We start from the raw sequence: 16,331 nt of genomic DNA, 5'->3' as shown, positions 1-16,331 counted from the left end.
GAGCGAGCCTGCTCGCGATGGACGCGTGGGCGACGCGGGCTGTCTGGTGCCCCGTGTTATCGTTGACGCCCATCGCGAGCAGGCTCGCTCCTGCAGTTTTTTTGTGTGTTCATCAAATTGCAGGCAATAAAAAACCGACCCTGAGGTCGGTTTTTTAATGAGCGTGTCGCTTAGGCAGCAGCGGCAACGTTCAGGGCCTTGACGTGGCCATTCAGGCGGCTCTTATGACGAGCGGCTTTGTTCTTGTGGATGATGCCTTTATCGGCCATACGGTCGATAACTGGCACGGCCAGAACGTAAGCAGCTTGAGCTTTTTCAGCGTCTTTTGCGTCGATGGCCTTAACTACATTCTTGATGTAGGTACGAACCATGGAACGCAGGCTGGCGTTGTGGCTGCGACGCTTCTCAGCCTGTTTTGCACGTTTTTTGGCGGAAGGTGAGTTGGCCACCGTCGAGCTCCTCGAAAGACTTTTAGGAAATAGCAATCAAAATAGGCCGCGAATCATGCCGATGAGTTGAAGTGTTGTCAAGGGCGGAGGAAACGTTCCGCTAAGTGGTAGGTCCTAACCCCTTGAAAACTACTGCGCTCGGCAATACAGCGTTGAAAACAGTCTCGAAATGCTCATTGACGTTCGTCAACTCCGCTTTCTCGCCTGTTTTCGCCTTGTCTTGCCTTCGCTCGTCACGTTTTCATGAGGTCGGTGGCACAGAATATTTCTTTCCGGCGTGCGACCTGTAAACTCGCGAGCTTTGGCTCTGTGCTGTTGCGGCGCGGAGTATCGCATAAGTAGGCGCTCAGTTCGCCTGCTGTTTATCGACAGGCACAAACTCTTTCAATGAATCTGCTCAAATCGTTAGCCGCCGTCAGCTCTATCACGATGCTTTCCCGGATCCTGGGCTTCGTTCGTGACACCCTCATTGCGCGCATATTTGGTGCAGGAATGGCGACCGACGCCTTCTTCATCGCCTTCAAATTGCCCAATCTGTTGCGGCGTATCTTCGCGGAAGGCGCGTTCTCCCAGGCTTTTGTGCCGATTCTTGCCGAATACAAAAGCCAGAAGGGCGAGGAGGCGACGCGAACGTTCATTGCTTACGTCTCGGGTCTGCTGACGCTGGTGCTGGCCCTGGTGACTGCGCTGGGGATGATTGCCGCCCCCTGGGTCATCTGGGTGACGGCGCCGGGCTTTACCGATACGCCGGAAAAATTCGAGCTGACCTCCAGTCTGCTGCGGGTGACCTTTCCTTACATCCTGCTGATTTCCCTGTCCTCGCTGGCGGGCGCGATCCTCAACACCTGGAACCGCTTTTCGGTGCCGGCCTTTGTGCCGACCCTGTTGAACGTCAGCATGATCATTTTTGCGGTGTTCCTGACGCCGTGCTTCGACCCGCCGGTGATGGCGCTGGGCTGGGCGGTACTGGCCGGCGGCCTGGCGCAGCTGTTGTATCAACTGCCACACCTGAAAAAGATCGGCATGCTGGTGCTGCCGCGCCTGAATCTGCGTGATACGGGGGTCTGGCGGGTCATGAAGCAGATGCTGCCGGCGATTCTCGGGGTGTCCGTGAGTCAGATCTCGCTGATCATCAACACCATTTTTGCTTCGTTCCTGGTCGCCGGTTCAGTGTCCTGGATGTACTACGCCGACCGTTTGATGGAGCTGCCATCCGGCGTGCTGGGCGTGGCATTGGGCACGATCCTGTTGCCGACCCTGGCCAAGACCTACGCCAGCAAGGATCGCCATGAATATTCGCGAATCCTCGATTGGGGCCTGCGCCTGTGTTTCGTGCTGGTGTTGCCATGTTCCCTGGCGCTGGGGATTCTGGCCGAGCCGTTGACGGTTTCGCTGTTCCAGTACGGTCAATTCAATGCATTTGATGCGGCCATGACCCAGCGTGCGTTGATCGCCTATTCGGTCGGGTTGCTCGGGATCATCGTGATTAAAGTGCTGGCACCGGGCTTTTATGCGCAACAAAACATCCGCACGCCGGTAAAGATCGCAATTTTCACCTTGATCATCACCCAACTGTTCAACCTCATGCTGATCGGTCCGCTGGCTCACGCTGGTTTGGCGCTCGCCATCAGTGGTGGTGCCTGTATCAACGCCGGGTTGCTCTTCTATCAGCTGCGCAAGCAGCAGATGTACCAGCCACAACCGGGCTGGGGGGTATTCGGCTTGAAGCTGGTGATCGCGGTGGCGGTGATGTCAGGCGTGTTGCTGGGTGCGATGCACTTTATGCCAGCCTGGGATCAAGGGCATATGCTCGAGCGGTTCCTGCGCCTTGGGGCATTGGTGGTCGCCGGTGTGGTGGCTTATTTCGGGATGTTAGTGTTGATGGGTTTTCGCTTGCGCGACTTCAATCGCAAGGCATTGGGCTAAGGCCCAGGCCTCGATAAACACGGGTGGGCCGGCGTTTTTGTCGGCTCGATCACTTTGGGATACGGTGTTGCCTGTCGTCGGCCGCCGGGTGTGGTTATAATCGACCACTTTATGAGCAAGAAGCGCGTTATGCAGCTGGTTCGAGGCCTCCACAATCTGCGCCCCCAGCATCGGGGCTGTGTCGCCACTATTGGCAACTTTGACGGTGTACACCGTGGCCACCAGGCTATCCTGGCGCGACTGCGTGAGCGTGCGCTTGAATTGGGCGTGCCCAGCTGCGTGGTGATTTTCGAGCCGCAGCCGCGAGAGTTTTTTGCGCCGGACACGGCACCGGCCCGTTTGGCACGCCTGCGCGACAAGTTGCAGCTGCTCGCTGCCGAAGGCGTTGACCGGGTCTTGTGCCTCGCCTTCAACCAGCGCCTGAGCAAGCTCAGCGCCAGCGAGTTCGTCGACACCATCCTGGTGGATGGCTTGGGCGTGCAGCATCTTGAAGTCGGCGACGACTTCCGTTTCGGCTGTGACCGGGTAGGGGATTTCGATTTCCTGCAACAGGCCGGCGTCATGCAGGGCTTTACCGTCGAAGCGGCGCAGACTGTCGAACTCGACGGTATCCGGGTCAGCAGCACCCAGGTGCGTAATGCGCTGGCCGCTGCAGACTTTGCCCTTGCCGAACGTCTGCTCGGTCGCCCGTACCGGATTGCCGGTCGGGTATTGCATGGCCAGAAACTGGCGCGCCAGTTGGGTACGCCAACGGCCAACATTCAACTCAAGCGCCGTCGCGTGCCGTTTACCGGGGTTTACCTGGTCAGCGTCGACCTCGACGGCAAGACCTGGCCAGGCGTCGCCAATATCGGCGTTCGACCTACGGTCCAGGGAGATGGCAAAGCCCACCTCGAAGTACATCTTTTAGATTTTGCCGGCGATCTGTATGACCGGCGTATGACGGTGGTTTTCCACCAAAAGCTGCGTGAAGAGCAGCGTTTCGCCTCTCTGGAGGCGCTTAAGACGGCGATCAATGCGGATGTCGCCGCCGCCCGTGCCCTGTCGCACCTAGCGCCAATCGCTAATGAAGAGCCTTAAATGACCGACTATAAAGCCACGCTAAACCTTCCGGACACCGCCTTCCCAATGAAGGCCGGCCTGCCACAGCGCGAACCGCAGATTCTGCAGCGCTGGGACAGTATTGGCCTGTACGGAAAGTTGCGCGAGATTGGCAAGGATCGTCCGAAGTTCGTACTGCACGACGGTCCTCCGTACGCCAACGGCACGATTCACATCGGTCATGCGCTGAACAAGATTCTCAAGGACATGATCATCCGCTCGAAGACCCTGTCGGGCTTTGACGCGCCTTATGTTCCGGGCTGGGACTGCCACGGTCTGCCGATCGAGCACAAAGTCGAAGTGACCCACGGCAAGAACCTGGGCGCGGACAAGACCCGTGAACTCTGCCGTGCGTATGCCACCGAGCAGATCGAAGGCCAGAAGTCCGAATTCATCCGTCTGGGCGTGTTGGGCGATTTCGCCAACCCCTACAAGACCATGGACTTCAAGAACGAGGCCGGTGAAATCCGCGCCCTGGCAGAAATCGTCAAGGGCGGTTTCGTGTTCAAGGGCCTCAAGCCCGTGAACTGGTGCTTCGATTGCGGCTCGGCCCTGGCCGAAGCGGAAGTCGAGTACGAGAACAAGAAGTCCTCGACCATCGACGTGGCCTTCCCGATTGCCGATGAAGCCAAGCTGGCTGCCGCATTCGGTCTGCCATCGCTGGCCAAACCGGCTTCGATCGTGATCTGGACCACCACCCCGTGGACCATCCCGGCCAACCAGGCGCTGAACGTTCACCCGGAATTCAACTACGCCCTGGTCGATGTCGGCGACAAATTGCTGGTGCTGGCTGAAGAGCTGGTCGAGTCGTGCCTGGCACGTTACTCGCTGGAAGGCTCGGTGATCGCCACCGCCACCGGTTCCGACCTGGAGCTGATCAATTTCCGTCACCCGTTCTACGACCGTCTGTCGCCGGTTTACCTGGCTGATTACGTCGAACTGGGCGCCGGTACTGGCGTGGTTCACTCTGCACCGGCCTACGGCGTCGACGACTTCGTGACGTGCAAGAAATACGGCATGGTCAACGACGACATCCTCAATCCGGTACAAAGCAACGGCGTTTATGTGCCATCGCTGGAATTCTTCGGCGGCCAGTTCATCTGGAAGGCCAACCCGGCCATCGTCGACAAGCTGAGCGAAGTGGGTGCGCTGCTGCACACCACCATCATCGAGCACAGCTACATGCACTGCTGGCGCCACAAGACGCCATTGATCTACCGCGCCACCGCGCAGTGGTTCATCGGCATGGACAAGCAGCCAACCACCGGCGACACCCTGCGCCAGCGCTCGCTCAAAGCCATCGAAGACACCAAGTTCGTGCCGGCCTGGGGCCAGGCGCGACTGCACTCGATGATCGCCAACCGTCCGGACTGGTGCATCTCCCGTCAGCGCAACTGGGGTGTACCGATCCCGTTCTTCCTGAACAAGGAAAGCGGCGAGCTGCACCCACGTACCGTCGAACTGATGGAAGAAGTCGCCAAGCGCGTCGAAGTCGAAGGCATCGAAGCCTGGTTCAAGCTGGATGCCGCCGAGCTGCTCGGTGATGAAGCGCCACAGTACGACAAGATCAGCGACACCCTGGACGTCTGGTTCGACTCGGGCACCACGCATTGGCACGTCCTGCGCGGCTCGCACCCGATGGGCCACGAAACCGGGCCACGCGCCGACCTGTACCTGGAAGGCTCGGACCAGCACCGTGGCTGGTTCCACTCGTCGCTGCTGACCGGTTGCGCCATCGACAACCACGCGCCGTACCGCGAATTGCTGACCCACGGTTTCACCGTCGACGAGTCCGGCCGCAAGATGTCCAAGTCCTTGGGCAACGTCATTGCACCGCAGAAAGTCAACGACACCCTGGGTGCGGACATCATGCGCCTGTGGGTCGCGTCGACCGATTATTCGGGCGAAATGGCGGTTTCCGAGCAGATCCTGCAACGCAGTGCGGACGCCTACCGGCGTATCCGTAACACCGCGCGCTTCCTGCTCTCGAACCTGACCGGCTTCAACCCGGCCACCGACCTGCTGCCGGCCGACGAAATGCTGGCACTGGACCGTTGGGCCGTGGACCGCACCTTGCTGCTGCAACGCGAGCTGCAAGAGCACTACGGCGAGTACCGCTTCTGGAACGTCTACTCCAAGATCCACAACTTCTGCGTGCAGGAGCTGGGCGGTTTCTACCTGGACATCATCAAGGACCGCCAGTACACCACCGGCGCCGACAGCAAGGCCCGTCGTTCGTGCCAGACCGCGCTGTTCCACATCTCCGAAGCGCTGGTGCGCTGGATCGCGCCGATCCTGGCGTTCACCGCCGACGAGCTGTGGCAATACCTGCCGGGCGAGCGCAACGAATCGGTGATGCTCAATACCTGGTACGAAGGCCTGACCGAATTGCCGGAAGGTTTCGAGCTCGGTCGCGCCTACTGGGATCGCATCATGGAAGTGAAGGTGGCGGTCAACAAAGAGATGGAAATCCAGCGCGCGGCGAAAGCCGTCGGTGGCAACCTGCAGGCTGAAGTGACGCTGTTCGCCGAAGACGCGCTGAGCGCCGACCTGGCCAAGCTGAGCAACGAACTGCGTTTCGTGCTGATCACCTCCACCGCCAGCGTCGCACCATTCGTGCAGGCGCCGGCCGATGCAGTGGTCACCGAAGTCAGCGGCCTGAAGTTGAAGATCGTCAAGTCGGCCTTCGCCAAGTGCGCCCGTTGCTGGCACTGCCGTGAAGACGTCGGCGTGAATCCGGAGCATCCGGAAATCTGCGGTCGTTGCGTCGACAACATCAGCGGCGCTGGCGAGGTTCGTCACTATGCCTAATGCCATTGGCCGTTTCGGACGGCTGAGCTGGCTCTGGTTGAGTTTGCTGGTCCTGGTCATCGACCAGGCCAGCAAGTTCTACTTCGAAGGCAAGCTTGCGATGTACCAGCAAATCGTGGTGATCCCCGATTACTTCAGTTGGACCCTGGCCTACAACACTGGCGCGGCGTTCAGTTTCCTGGCTGACAGTTCCGGTTGGCAGCGCTGGCTGTTTGCACTGATCGCGGTGGTGGTCAGTGCGGTGCTGGTGGTCTGGCTCAAGCGCCTGGGGCGCAACGAAACCTGGCTGGCCATCGCCCTGGCGTTGGTGCTCGGTGGTGCGTTGGGCAATCTGTATGACCGCATTGCCTTGGGGCATGTGATCGATTTCATCCTGGTGCATTGGCAGAACCGCTGGTATTTCCCGGCGTTCAACTTTGCCGACAGTGCAATTACCGTCGGTGCCGTGATGCTGGCACTGGATATGTTCAAAAGTAAAAAGACCGGAGAAGCCGTTCATGACTGAACAGGTATTGGCTGAGCAACGCATTGGCCAGAACACGGAAGTCACCTTGCATTTCGCATTGCGCCTGGAGAATGGCGACACGGTGGACAGCACCTTCGACAAAGCCCCGGCGACCTTCAAGGTCGGTGACGGCAACCTGTTGCCAGGTTTCGAAGCGGCGTTGTTCGGTTTCAAGGCTGGCGACAAGCGTACTCTGAGCATCGAGCCGGAAAACGCCTTCGGCCAGCCCAACCCGCAAAACGTACAGATCATTCCGCGCTCTCAGTTCCAGGACATGGAGCTGTCGCCTGGTCTGTTGGTGATCTTTAATGATGCGGCCAATACTGAATTGCCAGGTGTGGTCAAAGAGTTCGATGATGCTCAAGTGACCATCGACTTCAACCACCCGCTGGCAGGCAAGACGCTGACCTTTGACGTGGAAATCATTTCCGTCAAAGCGCTGTAACTGACCAAACCGGCCCGTTGTAGGAGCGAGCCCGCTCGCGAAGGACTCAAAGACACCGCTTTCATTCAGAATGATCGCGTTGTCATTGACGCCCATCGCGAGCGGGCTCACTCCTACAGGGCAAGACACGAGGCACAGCATGCAAATCAAACTCGCCAACCCCCGTGGCTTCTGCGCCGGTGTGGACCGCGCGATCGAAATCGTCAACCGCGCCCTGGAAGTGTTCGGTCCGCCGATCTACGTACGCCACGAAGTGGTCCATAACAAATTCGTTGTCGAAGACCTGCGCGCGCGCGGGGCGATTTTCGTCGAGGAACTGGATCAGGTGCCGGACGATGTGATCGTGATCTTCAGTGCCCACGGTGTTTCCCAGGCCGTTCGCACTGAAGCTGCCGGCCGGGGCCTGAAAGTGTTCGACGCCACCTGCCCACTGGTGACCAAGGTGCACATCGAAGTGGCGCGCTACAGCCGCGACGGTCGCGAATGCATTCTTATCGGCCACGCCGGTCACCCGGAAGTCGAAGGCACCATGGGCCAATACGACGCCAGCAATGGTGGTGCGATCTATTTGGTCGAGGACGAAAAAGACGTCGCCGAACTGCAAGTGCACAACCCCGAGAAACTGGCTTTCGTCACCCAGACCACCCTGTCCATGGACGATACCAGCCGTGTCATCGACGCCCTGCGTACGCGGTTCCCGGCCATCGGTGGTCCGCGCAAGGACGACATCTGCTACGCCACGCAAAACCGTCAGGATGCGGTCAAGCAACTGGCCGACGAATGTGATGTCGTGTTGGTGGTTGGCAGTCCGAACAGCTCCAACTCCAATCGCCTGCGTGAGCTCGCCGAGCGCATGGCGACCCCGGCCTACCTGATTGACGGTGCTGAAGACCTGCAAAAGAGCTGGTTCGACGGCGTCGAGCGCATCGGCATCACGGCGGGCGCTTCTGCGCCGGAAGTCCTGGTGCGTGGCGTAATCCAGCAGTTGCAAGCCTGGGGGGCTACCGGTGCTGATGAACTGGCCGGTCGCGAGGAGAACATCACGTTCTCCATGCCTAAAGAGTTGCGCGTTCGTTCCCTGCTCTGATTCCGCTCCCCCCTGCGCATAATGCCTGTTCAGCTTTATCGCTGCGCAGGCTGACGCGGCCGCTGGACGCCAGCACCAGCTGGTGCCGGCTCACCGGTTTGCGGGTGGCGCAAACGTGTAACGTCCCCGATTGAAAGCCTTTGCTCGCCGGTTCGCCCAAATGGCTGAAGCGAACCGACGTCTTGACATATAGATTGCCGAACACCGGCACTCGCGTGCCGCTTCGGTGCTCCATCAGCAGCGGGTTGCTGATGTCCTCATGCCCCTTGCCGCTGACATCCAGAACGATTCGCCAGCCCTGGCTCCAGTCATCGTTTATGCCGTGAATGACGACGGACTGGTTTCGTGTGATCGCGGCAACTCTTGCACTGCGCATACCGCTGGCAAGTGACTTGGCCGTCTCCTCGCGATAGGTCGACTCTGACAGTGCCGCAAACGCCGGACTGACCAAGTGCAGAACAATCCCGACAATTGTCAGTCCCATGAGCAGTTCGATCAGGCTGAAGCCGCGCTGATGCATGACATTTCCCTCCCTGAAATTTTCTCAGCCGAGCAATCCATGCGCGGGCGATGGCAATGCAACCGGGTTTTCGCGGTCGCATGTTCTGGCGAGCAACAGCAGGTATAGCCAACGGCAGCAGAGGGCAGCGATGGAACATCGTTCAAAAGGTTTCACGTTGCTGGAGTTGCTGGTGGCGATTGCGGTCTTTCTGGTCCTGATCGCTCTGGCCGTGCCGGCGTTTACGCGTTCGGCGCAAATCACCAGGGCCGATACCGAGATCGGTGATCTGCAACATGCTCTTAATTTCGCGCGACTGGAGGCGATCAATCGCGGAGTGACGACCCGCGTGCGCCCGACGGCGGGTGGCAGCGCATGGACCGGGGAGTTGTCGGTGTATGACGGAACCAGTACGCCGGCGAATGTATTACGGGTTGTGCCGGCGATGAGCAGTGGCGCGACGCTGACGCTAACCTCGGGGGTGTCGGCCATCGATTTCAACAATCTGGGAGGGTTGTCGTCACCGTCTACGGCGGTGGTGATCAGTTATGTATTGGGCGCGCAAAGCAGGACGCTGAACCTGTGTTTGAACGGACGAATTCTATTGGGTGGAAGTTGCGGATGAGGCAATGGCGCAAAGGTGCACAGGAGGGCATGACACTGATCGAGGTCCTGGTTGCATTGTTGATTCTGAGCGTGGGTCTGTTGGGGGCGGCGGCATTGCAGCTGAATGCACTCAAGTACACGGACAGTGCGCGCATGACCAGCCAGGCCAGTTTTATCGCCTACGACATGATGGACCGCATTCGCGCCAATGCGGCCGCCGACTACACCGTTACACCACCGACCTCGGGCAATCTGAGCGTCGCCCGGGACCAGGACCTCTACGATTTCACCCGCAACATCATCAGTTTTGGCGGCGCCAGTGCGACCGGCAGCGTCAGCCTCAATCAGGGCGTGTACACCATCACCATTACCTGGGACGACTCGCGGGCCGCCAACAGCGCCGATTCCCGTCGCAGCTTCGTCCTGAGCAGCCGGGCCACAGTTGACCCGGTGGGCGCGCCATGAAGGAGTCCAGTCGAGGGTTCGGCCTGATCGAATTGCTCATCGCCCTGGCGTTGAGCCTGGTTGTGGTGTTGGGCGTGGTGCAGGTGTTCATCGCCGCCAAAAACACCTACGTCAGTCAGAACGCCGCTGCCGCGATGCAGGAAGATGCGCGTTTCGTGTTGAGCAAAATGATTCAGGAAATCCGTATGGTCGGCATGTTCGGCTGTCTGGAGAGCATTACCGCTGAGAGTTCGGCGGGTGATTTCAATGCCAGTCGGATAACGCCGATCAGTTGGGACAGTGCCCGCCAAAGCCTGACGCTGGTGACGGCGGATGTTGGCAGCAACGGGGGAACACCGACATGGACCGTGGTCTCCGATTGTCGGACCCGTGCGACGGCTTACAGTGAGTCGCGTACGCCGGGTCCCGGCCAACTGGCATTTCCGATCCGGCGGATAGCCTATGGCTTGAGACAGGATCAGCTGACGATTGCCGTCGGCAGTGGCGCACAGCGCCGGCAGACGCTGGTGGATAACGTCAAAGCCTTCGACGTGAGCTTTGGCATTGCCAGCTCTGCCACAGACATCGCCGCGTCCAGCTATAGCAGCAATCCGTCTGACCCGGCACGCATTCGCAGCGTGCGGCTGAGCCTGACGCTCTTCGATCCTCACCATCGGGTGAGCGATCAAACCTTCAACGTGGTTGCCGCTCTGCGCAATCGCCTGCCATGAAGGGAAGGGCGATGAATTTTTCATCCGTGATTGCTTATCACCAGCGCGGCATGGCGTTGCTGGTCAGCCTGGTATTCCTGTTGTTGCTGACGCTGATAGGTATCTCTTCGATGCAGAACGCCACCCTGCAGGAAAAAATGGCCGGCAGCGTGAGCCTGCGCAATCAGTCGTTTCAAGGCGCCGAGGCTGCATTGCGGGTGGGCGAAAGCGCGGTGCAACGCAGCGGTTTTGCGCTGCCGGAGTGCAGCGGTCACCTTCAATGCGCTCCACCGGCCGAGTCGCTGACTGTTACTTCTGCGGGTTTCAACGCTACCTCCGGGGTGATGTGGGTGGCGTCGGGCAAGGGCTTTTATGGCGTGCAAAACATCGGCGTCAGCCGCGATGCCGTGAATGTGCCGATCAATACACAGGCAACCTTGTATCGGATAACGGCGGTAGGCATCGCGGGCCATTCTCGTAGTGTGGTGGAGAGCATTTATGCCAAGTACTGAGCGGCCTGCCAGGTTCTCGCGGTTGTTGTGCGGTGTGATCGTCGCGCTGACCCTGTCGGTGCCAGCCCAGGCCATCACGCCGCCGGATTCACCGGCGCTGGACCGGCGAACCTGTCTGGCCAATGGCAACTGGTACGGTTTTTATCGCAACAATCATGGGTTGATACCCATCTGCCTCAAGCTGCCCGAAGCGATCAGCGCTAAGATGCTCGACAGCAACGACGATGGCGTGGTCGACGGTAACGATTTGCTTTCGAACGGCGTGACCTTCATCGGAGAAAATTCGCCCCGGGACGCCGATGACAATGGTGCGGCTGCGCACGAATCCATTGGCGAAGATACCCCGGGGATGGAAAAATCCGGCGGCAGCCGTCGCATCATGTGGCGACAAATTCAGTAAGTGAGAGTTGAGGCATGCACAGATCCAACCGCGGTTTTACCCTGATCGAAATCATGATCGTGATTGCAATCATCGGGATTGTCATGACCATTGCTGCCCCGAGCTTCACCGAATACCTGAACAAGGGCCGCCGTACCGAAGTGGCCAGTCTGCTTTCCGAGCAGGCGCAAATCCTTGAGCGCTTCTATTCGCAAAAGAATGCCTACACCGATGCCACCGGTCTTAGCGCCGGCAACGATTACTACACCATTACCCCAACCCTGACGGATCAGACGTTCCTGCTGACCGCGGTGCGCAAGCCGGGCACGAGCATGGCTGCGGACAAGTGCGGAGATTTCACTATGACCAATACCGGTGTCCGTGGCATGGTCAACGCCACGGCTGGCCTGACCGCCAAGGATTGCTGGGGTCGCTGAGTTTCCTTTTCGGACGCCCCTTTGCGTCCACTGTCTATTTATCGGTTGGATCAGAACATGAGCACGCAACAGCAAGTGGTGATTGTCGGTGGCGGGGTAATCGGGCTGCTGACGGCATTCAATCTCGCGTCCGAAGTGCAGAGCGTTGTGCTGCTGGATCGCTCGAACGTGGGCCAGGAATCGTCCTGGGCAGGCGGCGGGATCGTTTCGCCGCTTTATCCATGGCGTTACAGCCCGGCGGTCACGGCACTGGCCCATTGGTCCCAGGATTTTTATCCACAGCTGGGTGAGCGCCTGTTTGCGGCCACCGGGGTTGATCCCGAGGTGCACATCACCGGTCTGTACTGGCTGGATCTGGATGACGAGGCCGAGGCGCTGGCGTGGGCTGCACGAGAGAACCGTCCATTGCGGGCTGTGGATATCTCGGCGGCACACGATGCAGTGCCGGTGCTGGGCGGCGGTTTTTCCCGGGCGATCTACATGGCTGATGTGGCCAACGTGCGCAATCCACGGCTGGTGAAGTCGCTCAAGACTGCGTTGTCGGCGCTGCCGAACGTGACGATCCACGAGCAGTGTGAAGTCAGCGGGTTTATCCGTGAAGGCGATAAAGTCGTTGGCGTGCACACCTCGACAGGGAGTGTCCATGCGGATCAGGTGGTCCTGACGGCGGGCGCCTGGAGCGGCGACTTGCTCAAGGGGTTGGGGCTGGAGTTGCCGGTCGAGCCGGTAAAGGGCCAGATGATTCTCTACAAGTGCGCCGCTGACTTTCTGCCGAGCATGGTGCTGGCCAAGGGGCGTTACGCGATTCCGCGGCGCGACGGACACATTCTGATTGGCAGTACCCTGGAGCATGAAGGCTATGACAAGACGCCGACCGAGTCGGCTCTGGAGAGCCTCAAGGCGTCGGCGGTGGAGCTGATTCCGGCACTGGCGGATGCTGAAGTGGTGGGGCATTGGGCCGGATTGCGCCCAGGTTCGCCGGAAGGCATTCCTTATATTGGTCGGGTGCCTGGATTTGATGGGTTGTGGCTCAACTGCGGGCACTACCGCAACGGTCTGGTACTGGCGCCGGCGTCGTGTCAGTTGTTCGCTGATGTGATGTTGGGGCGTGAGCCGATTATCGATCCTGCACCCTATGCGCCGACCGGTCGGATCTGAGACAAGATCAAGAGCCGTTCAATCCAGGCCGAATTTCTTCAGCCTGTAGCGCATCGACCGGAACGACAGATTCAACCGCTGAGCCGCTGCCGTGCGGTTCCAGCGGGTTTCTTCCAGGGCCTGGAGAATGAGCTGGCGTTCGATGTTTTCCAGGTACGCTTCCAGGTTGTCGATCTGTGTCAGGTCGAGTAATCCCCCCTCGATAGAGCAGTTGCCCTCGGCCAGGCGCAGGTCGCTGGCCTCGATCTGTTTGTTTTCGCACAGGGTGTGAGCCCGTTCGAGCATGTTCTCCAGTTCCCGCACATTGCCTGGAAAGCGGTAGCTTTTCAGCGCGTCGAGGGCGTGCGGGTGGAGTTTTGCCGCCGGTTGCCCGGTGTCGGCGGCCAGGCGCATGAGCACGTGGCTGGCCAGCGGTTCTATGTCGTCGCGGCGCTCGCGCAGCGGCGGAACCCGCAGCTCGATCACATTCAAGCGGTAGTACAAGTCCTGGCGAAAGCGTTCAGCGGCGACTTCGGCATCGAGGTCTTTGTGGGTCGCGCACAGGATGCGCACATCGACCACCTCTTCCTGTTGCCCGCCGACGCTGCGTACGGCTTTCTCCTGAATCGCGCGTAGCAGTTTGACCTGCATCGGCAGCGGCAGATCAGCCACTTCGTCAAGGAACAGGGTGCCGCCGTGCGCGGCCTGGAACAGTCCGGGTTTGTCTTCGATGGCACCGCTGAAGCTGCCTTTGCGATGGCCGAAAAACTCGCTTTCCATCAACTCCGATGGAATCGCCCCGCAGTTGACCGGCACGAAGGGGTGATTGGCCCGTGGTCCTCGCTCATGGATCAGACGCGCAACCAGTTCCTTGCCGCTGCCGGACTCGCCGCTGATGTAGACCGGCGCCTGGCTGCGTGCCAGTTTGTCGATCTGTTTGCGCAGATTGCGCATCGGCAGTGAATCACCCAGCAGACGACGATCGATAGTGCTGCCGGGAGCAGCAAGCAGCAGGGCGCTGGCGACCAGTTCCCGCAGGCGGCCAAGGTCCACCGGTTTGCTCAGGAAGTCGAAGGCGCCGGCCTTCAGTGCATTGATCGCCGTTTCGACATTGCCGTAGGCGGTGATCATGGCCACCGGTACTTGCGGGTAACGTCGCTGGATGTGCTGCACCAGCTCAAGGCCGGTGCCGTCCGGCAGGCGCATGTCGGTGAGGCACAGATCGAACCTTTCGCGCTTGAGCAGGCCCAGGGCCTCACCCACATTGCGGGCACTGTAGGTGTCCAGTTTCATCCGTCCCAGGGTAATTTCCAGGAGTTCGCGGATGTCCGGTTCATCGTCGACGATCAGGACTTTTTGCCGTGATTTCTTGTTCAACCTTGTTTCCGTCCGTGAGCAAAGGTAATGCGAAAGCAGCCGCCATCCTGGCGTGGCTTGAAGTCCAGGCGAGCCTGATTGCTTTCGCACAGCTCACGGGACAGGTAGAGACCCAGGCCAGTGCCATGCTGACTGGTGGTGAAGAAGGGTTCGAACAGTTGCGCTTGATGGTCCGGGGGGACACCAGGACCGTCGTCGACAATTTCCAGGATCGGCAACTGGCTGTTTGGATCGATAAACAGTTCCAGCCAGACCTGCGCCTGCTCGCGGCGCAAGCCACTGTGGCGCCAGGCATTGCGTACAAGGTTGTCGAGGATCTGTTGCAATTGGTCGGGATCCATCAGGGTCTTGAAGTCTGCACCAGTGGTGTGCAGGTGAATCTGCTGGCGTCCGGTTGCCGCCTCGCGGGTTTCGCCCACGAATTGTTCCAGCCACGGTTTCAAGTCGAGTCGTTGCGGCACGGTTTGCTGGCGGCGGGACAGTTGCAGGACGTTTTCGATTACCCGATTCATTCGCTCAGAGTGGTCTTGAATGATCTGCGTCAGACGTCGATCCGCGCCGTTCAGTTCCTCCGATTCTCGTAATAGCTGCGCGGCATGACTGATGGCGCCCAACGGATTGCGGATTTCATGGGCGATGCTGGCGGTCAGGCGACCCAGGGCGACCAGTTTCAATTGCTGCGCCTGTTGCGCGATCTGTGCGAGATCCTCGAGAAAGACCAGGGTCTGGTGGTTCGGGCTGGTGTCCAGGGCGATGAAGCTGGGTCGCAATTCCAGACCGCTGCCGGTGATCTTCAAGCTGTGGGGGCGTAGCGTCGGATTCTTGCGCCAAAGGTCCAGGCGCTCGATCAGGGAAGGGCAGTGCTCGTCAATCATGAGGCCCTCGAGATGCTCGCAATCGAGCAGGGCCAGGGCACTGTGGTTGGCGAGCTGCACTCGTCTGCAGTCGTCGAGCACCAGTATGCCGGTGCGCATCCGTTGCAGGATCAGCGCATTGAGGGTTTCCAGGCCGATGACTTCACTGGCCTTTTGTTCGGCCAGGGTTTCGCTGACTTCCAGGCGTCGCCTCAGGCCTTGCACCAATAACGCAGCGGCAAAACACAGGGCGCCAAGGGCTCCTGCCTGCAAGTGGTCGTTGGGACTGGAGGGAGGGCTGAAGCTCAGCAGGAAACTCAAGCCGACGATGCCGAGCGCGCCGACAGCGGCAATCAACAGCCCGATGCGCCTTTGTAATAAGGTGTTACCGATGGCTACCGATACGATCAACAGGTTGCCAACGGCGCTGGCCACGCCACCTGCGGCATAGAACAGGCCACACAACAGCAGTACGTCAACCAGTGCCAGGCTGAACAATTGCGCCGGCCGGCGTGTGTCCTCGAAGAACACAACCAGCAGAATGTTCAGTATCAGGTACAACCAGCTGCCACCACGCAGCAACGCGTCATTGCCGGACGTCAGCAACTGATTGTCCAGGTCACTGGAAATCAAAAGCACCAGGATGATGCCGACGCTCAAACGGTAGAGGTGATAAAGGCGCAGCAGTCGCTGGGCCTGTTTGTCGCCGGGACTTTGAGTCTCAGCGACCACTGGACCCTGGGCCTTGCTCGAGGTGAGCCTGGCTGCAATACCATTGTTGTTGAAGACTCAGCGCCCGGTCGCGGGGCAGGTGCACGCCGCAATGGGCGCAGCGGACCATCGGTGCCGCTTCCAGCTCGGCGGGGGACTTGGGCACGGAAGCCTGGCCCTTGTATTTACGCCAGAACCACACCGCAGCGGCAATAAGGGCGATCCAGAATATTAAACGAAGCATGGTGAGCTGCTTTTTGGTTGATGAGCCGCCAGTTTAGCCGGGGACATCGCAGCCGCACAGCGTAATGCTCCTTATAAAAAATGGCGCAATAAAAAAG

The 16,331-nt window shown here is 59.6% G+C and carries 18 protein-coding genes; 13 read left to right on the top strand and 5 right to left on the bottom strand.

All coding sequences use genetic code 11. The annotated features are described in order from the left end of the window. Positions 1 to 170: 170 nt before the first annotated feature. Positions 171 to 449, bottom strand: a complete 279-nt coding sequence (gene rpsT / locus JQF37_RS06910) for a 30S ribosomal protein S20 (RefSeq protein ID WP_020798646.1) — start codon at positions 447 to 449, stop codon at positions 171 to 173. Between the two features lie 387 nt (positions 450 to 836). On the opposite strand from rpsT, the gene murJ reads away from it, so the two are divergent. The 6 genes from murJ (at position 837) to ispH (ending at position 8,324) form a co-directional block, all read left to right on the top strand. Next, positions 837 to 2,375, top strand: a complete 1,539-nt coding sequence (gene murJ / locus JQF37_RS06905) for a murein biosynthesis integral membrane protein MurJ (protein ID WP_130204787.1) — start codon at positions 837 to 839, stop codon at positions 2,373 to 2,375. Between the two features lie 129 nt (positions 2,376 to 2,504). After that, positions 2,505 to 3,455: a bifunctional riboflavin kinase/FAD synthetase gene (gene ribF, locus JQF37_RS06900; RefSeq protein WP_008058292.1), complete on the top strand. Its 951-nt coding sequence runs from the start codon at positions 2,505 to 2,507 to the stop codon at positions 3,453 to 3,455. Next, positions 3,456 to 6,287 carry an isoleucine--tRNA ligase gene (gene ileS / locus JQF37_RS06895; protein ID WP_130204789.1) on the top strand — a complete coding sequence of 944 codons (2,832 nt, stop codon included), beginning with the start codon at positions 3,456 to 3,458 and terminating at the stop codon, positions 6,285 to 6,287. Continuing rightward, complete coding sequence (lspA, locus tag JQF37_RS06890) at positions 6,280 to 6,792, top strand: signal peptidase II (RefSeq protein ID WP_130204791.1); 513 nt, start codon at positions 6,280 to 6,282, stop codon at positions 6,790 to 6,792. The genes ileS and lspA overlap by 8 nt, the downstream gene beginning before the upstream one ends. A 7-nt stretch (positions 6,793 to 6,799) precedes the next feature. Further along, complete coding sequence (fkpB, locus tag JQF37_RS06885) at positions 6,800 to 7,237, top strand: FKBP-type peptidyl-prolyl cis-trans isomerase (RefSeq protein ID WP_172435403.1); 438 nt, start codon at positions 6,800 to 6,802, stop codon at positions 7,235 to 7,237. A gap of 139 nt (positions 7,238 to 7,376) precedes the next feature. After that, positions 7,377 to 8,324: a 4-hydroxy-3-methylbut-2-enyl diphosphate reductase gene (gene ispH, locus JQF37_RS06880; protein ID WP_047533422.1), complete on the top strand. Its 948-nt coding sequence runs from the start codon at positions 7,377 to 7,379 to the stop codon at positions 8,322 to 8,324. Here the strand turns inward: ispH and JQF37_RS06875 are convergent. After that, complete coding sequence (locus JQF37_RS06875) at positions 8,293 to 8,844, bottom strand: GspH/FimT family pseudopilin (RefSeq protein ID WP_130204795.1); 552 nt, start codon at positions 8,842 to 8,844, stop codon at positions 8,293 to 8,295. The two genes, ispH and JQF37_RS06875, sit on opposite strands and share 32 nt — an antisense overlap. A 130-nt stretch (positions 8,845 to 8,974) precedes the next feature. Here JQF37_RS06875 and JQF37_RS06870 point away from each other — a divergent pair, with 130 nt between their 5' ends. Genes JQF37_RS06870 through thiO form a run of 7 tightly spaced genes read left to right on the top strand, consistent with a single transcriptional unit; the run spans position 8,975 to position 13,069 of the window. Next, complete coding sequence (locus tag JQF37_RS06870; RefSeq protein WP_130204797.1) at positions 8,975 to 9,448, top strand: GspH/FimT family pseudopilin; 474 nt, start codon at positions 8,975 to 8,977, stop codon at positions 9,446 to 9,448. Next, positions 9,445 to 9,894: a type IV pilus modification protein PilV gene (pilV, locus tag JQF37_RS06865; protein WP_130204799.1), complete on the top strand. Its 450-nt coding sequence runs from the start codon at positions 9,445 to 9,447 to the stop codon at positions 9,892 to 9,894. The genes JQF37_RS06870 and pilV overlap by 4 nt, the downstream gene beginning before the upstream one ends. Beyond that, complete coding sequence (locus tag JQF37_RS06860) at positions 9,891 to 10,604, top strand: prepilin-type N-terminal cleavage/methylation domain-containing protein (protein ID WP_130204801.1); 714 nt, start codon at positions 9,891 to 9,893, stop codon at positions 10,602 to 10,604. The genes pilV and JQF37_RS06860 overlap by 4 nt, the downstream gene beginning before the upstream one ends. An 11-nt stretch (positions 10,605 to 10,615) precedes the next feature. Beyond that, a complete protein-coding gene (locus JQF37_RS06855; protein ID WP_130204803.1) occupies positions 10,616 to 11,095 on the top strand; it encodes a PilX N-terminal domain-containing pilus assembly protein in 480 nt (159 codons plus the stop codon). Next, positions 11,082 to 11,495 (top strand): hypothetical protein, encoded by a 414-nt coding sequence (locus tag JQF37_RS06850; RefSeq protein WP_130204805.1) that lies wholly within the window; start codon positions 11,082 to 11,084, stop codon positions 11,493 to 11,495. Before JQF37_RS06855 ends, JQF37_RS06850 begins: the two co-directional genes overlap by 14 nt. 14 nt (positions 11,496 to 11,509) lie before the next feature. Further along, entirely contained in the window at positions 11,510 to 11,911 is a 402-nt protein-coding gene (locus JQF37_RS06845; protein WP_130204807.1) for a type IV pilin protein, read from the top strand. A gap of 57 nt (positions 11,912 to 11,968) precedes the next feature. Next, a complete protein-coding gene (thiO, locus tag JQF37_RS06840) occupies positions 11,969 to 13,069 on the top strand; it encodes a glycine oxidase ThiO (protein WP_204149578.1) in 1,101 nt (366 codons plus the stop codon). 18 nt (positions 13,070 to 13,087) lie between these two features. Here thiO and JQF37_RS06835 read toward each other — a convergent pair whose 3' ends face one another. The 3 genes from JQF37_RS06835 to JQF37_RS06825 are packed head-to-tail and all read right to left on the bottom strand — an operon-like array spanning position 13,088 to position 16,234. Continuing rightward, positions 13,088 to 14,425 carry a sigma-54 dependent transcriptional regulator gene (locus tag JQF37_RS06835; RefSeq protein ID WP_130204810.1) on the bottom strand — a complete coding sequence of 446 codons (1,338 nt, stop codon included), beginning with the start codon at positions 14,423 to 14,425 and terminating at the stop codon, positions 13,088 to 13,090. Further along, positions 14,422 to 16,011 (bottom strand): ATP-binding protein, encoded by a 1,590-nt coding sequence (locus JQF37_RS06830; RefSeq protein ID WP_130204812.1) that lies wholly within the window; start codon positions 16,009 to 16,011, stop codon positions 14,422 to 14,424. Before JQF37_RS06830 ends, JQF37_RS06835 begins: the two co-directional genes overlap by 4 nt. Beyond that, positions 16,001 to 16,234: a PP0621 family protein gene (locus JQF37_RS06825; RefSeq protein WP_130204814.1), complete on the bottom strand. Its 234-nt coding sequence runs from the start codon at positions 16,232 to 16,234 to the stop codon at positions 16,001 to 16,003. Before JQF37_RS06825 ends, JQF37_RS06830 begins: the two co-directional genes overlap by 11 nt. Positions 16,235 to 16,331 lie beyond the last annotated feature (97 nt).

The organism is Pseudomonas sp. MIL9 (assembly GCF_016887925.1).
Classification (GTDB): domain Bacteria; phylum Pseudomonadota; class Gammaproteobacteria; order Pseudomonadales; family Pseudomonadaceae; genus Aquipseudomonas; species Aquipseudomonas mohnii.
The sequence above is the reverse complement of the archived record's forward strand: the minus strand, read 5'-3'. Positions and strand labels throughout refer to the sequence as shown.

Bases quoted from the DNA above. Each gene is read 5' to 3' on its own strand.
- murJ (WP_130204787.1), top strand. From the start codon at position 837: ATGAATCTGCTCAAATCGTTAGCCGCCGTCAGCTCTATCACGATGCTT.
- ribF (WP_008058292.1), top strand. From the start codon at position 2,505: ATGCAGCTGGTTCGAGGCCTCCACAATCTGCGCCCCCAGCATCGGGGC.
- ileS (WP_130204789.1), top strand. From the start codon at position 3,456: ATGACCGACTATAAAGCCACGCTAAACCTTCCGGACACCGCCTTCCCA.
- lspA (WP_130204791.1), top strand. From the start codon at position 6,280: ATGCCTAATGCCATTGGCCGTTTCGGACGGCTGAGCTGGCTCTGGTTG.
- ispH (WP_047533422.1), top strand. From the start codon at position 7,377: ATGCAAATCAAACTCGCCAACCCCCGTGGCTTCTGCGCCGGTGTGGAC.
- JQF37_RS06875 (WP_130204795.1), bottom strand. From the start codon at position 8,844: ATGCATCAGCGCGGCTTCAGCCTGATCGAACTGCTCATGGGACTGACA.
- JQF37_RS06870 (WP_130204797.1), top strand. From the start codon at position 8,975: ATGGAACATCGTTCAAAAGGTTTCACGTTGCTGGAGTTGCTGGTGGCG.
- pilV (WP_130204799.1), top strand. From the start codon at position 9,445: ATGAGGCAATGGCGCAAAGGTGCACAGGAGGGCATGACACTGATCGAG.
- JQF37_RS06860 (WP_130204801.1), top strand. From the start codon at position 9,891: ATGAAGGAGTCCAGTCGAGGGTTCGGCCTGATCGAATTGCTCATCGCC.
- JQF37_RS06855 (WP_130204803.1), top strand. From the start codon at position 10,616: ATGAATTTTTCATCCGTGATTGCTTATCACCAGCGCGGCATGGCGTTG.
- JQF37_RS06850 (WP_130204805.1), top strand. From the start codon at position 11,082: ATGCCAAGTACTGAGCGGCCTGCCAGGTTCTCGCGGTTGTTGTGCGGT.
- JQF37_RS06845 (WP_130204807.1), top strand. From the start codon at position 11,510: ATGCACAGATCCAACCGCGGTTTTACCCTGATCGAAATCATGATCGTG.
- thiO (WP_204149578.1), top strand. From the start codon at position 11,969: ATGAGCACGCAACAGCAAGTGGTGATTGTCGGTGGCGGGGTAATCGGG.
- JQF37_RS06825 (WP_130204814.1), bottom strand. From the start codon at position 16,234: ATGCTTCGTTTAATATTCTGGATCGCCCTTATTGCCGCTGCGGTGTGG.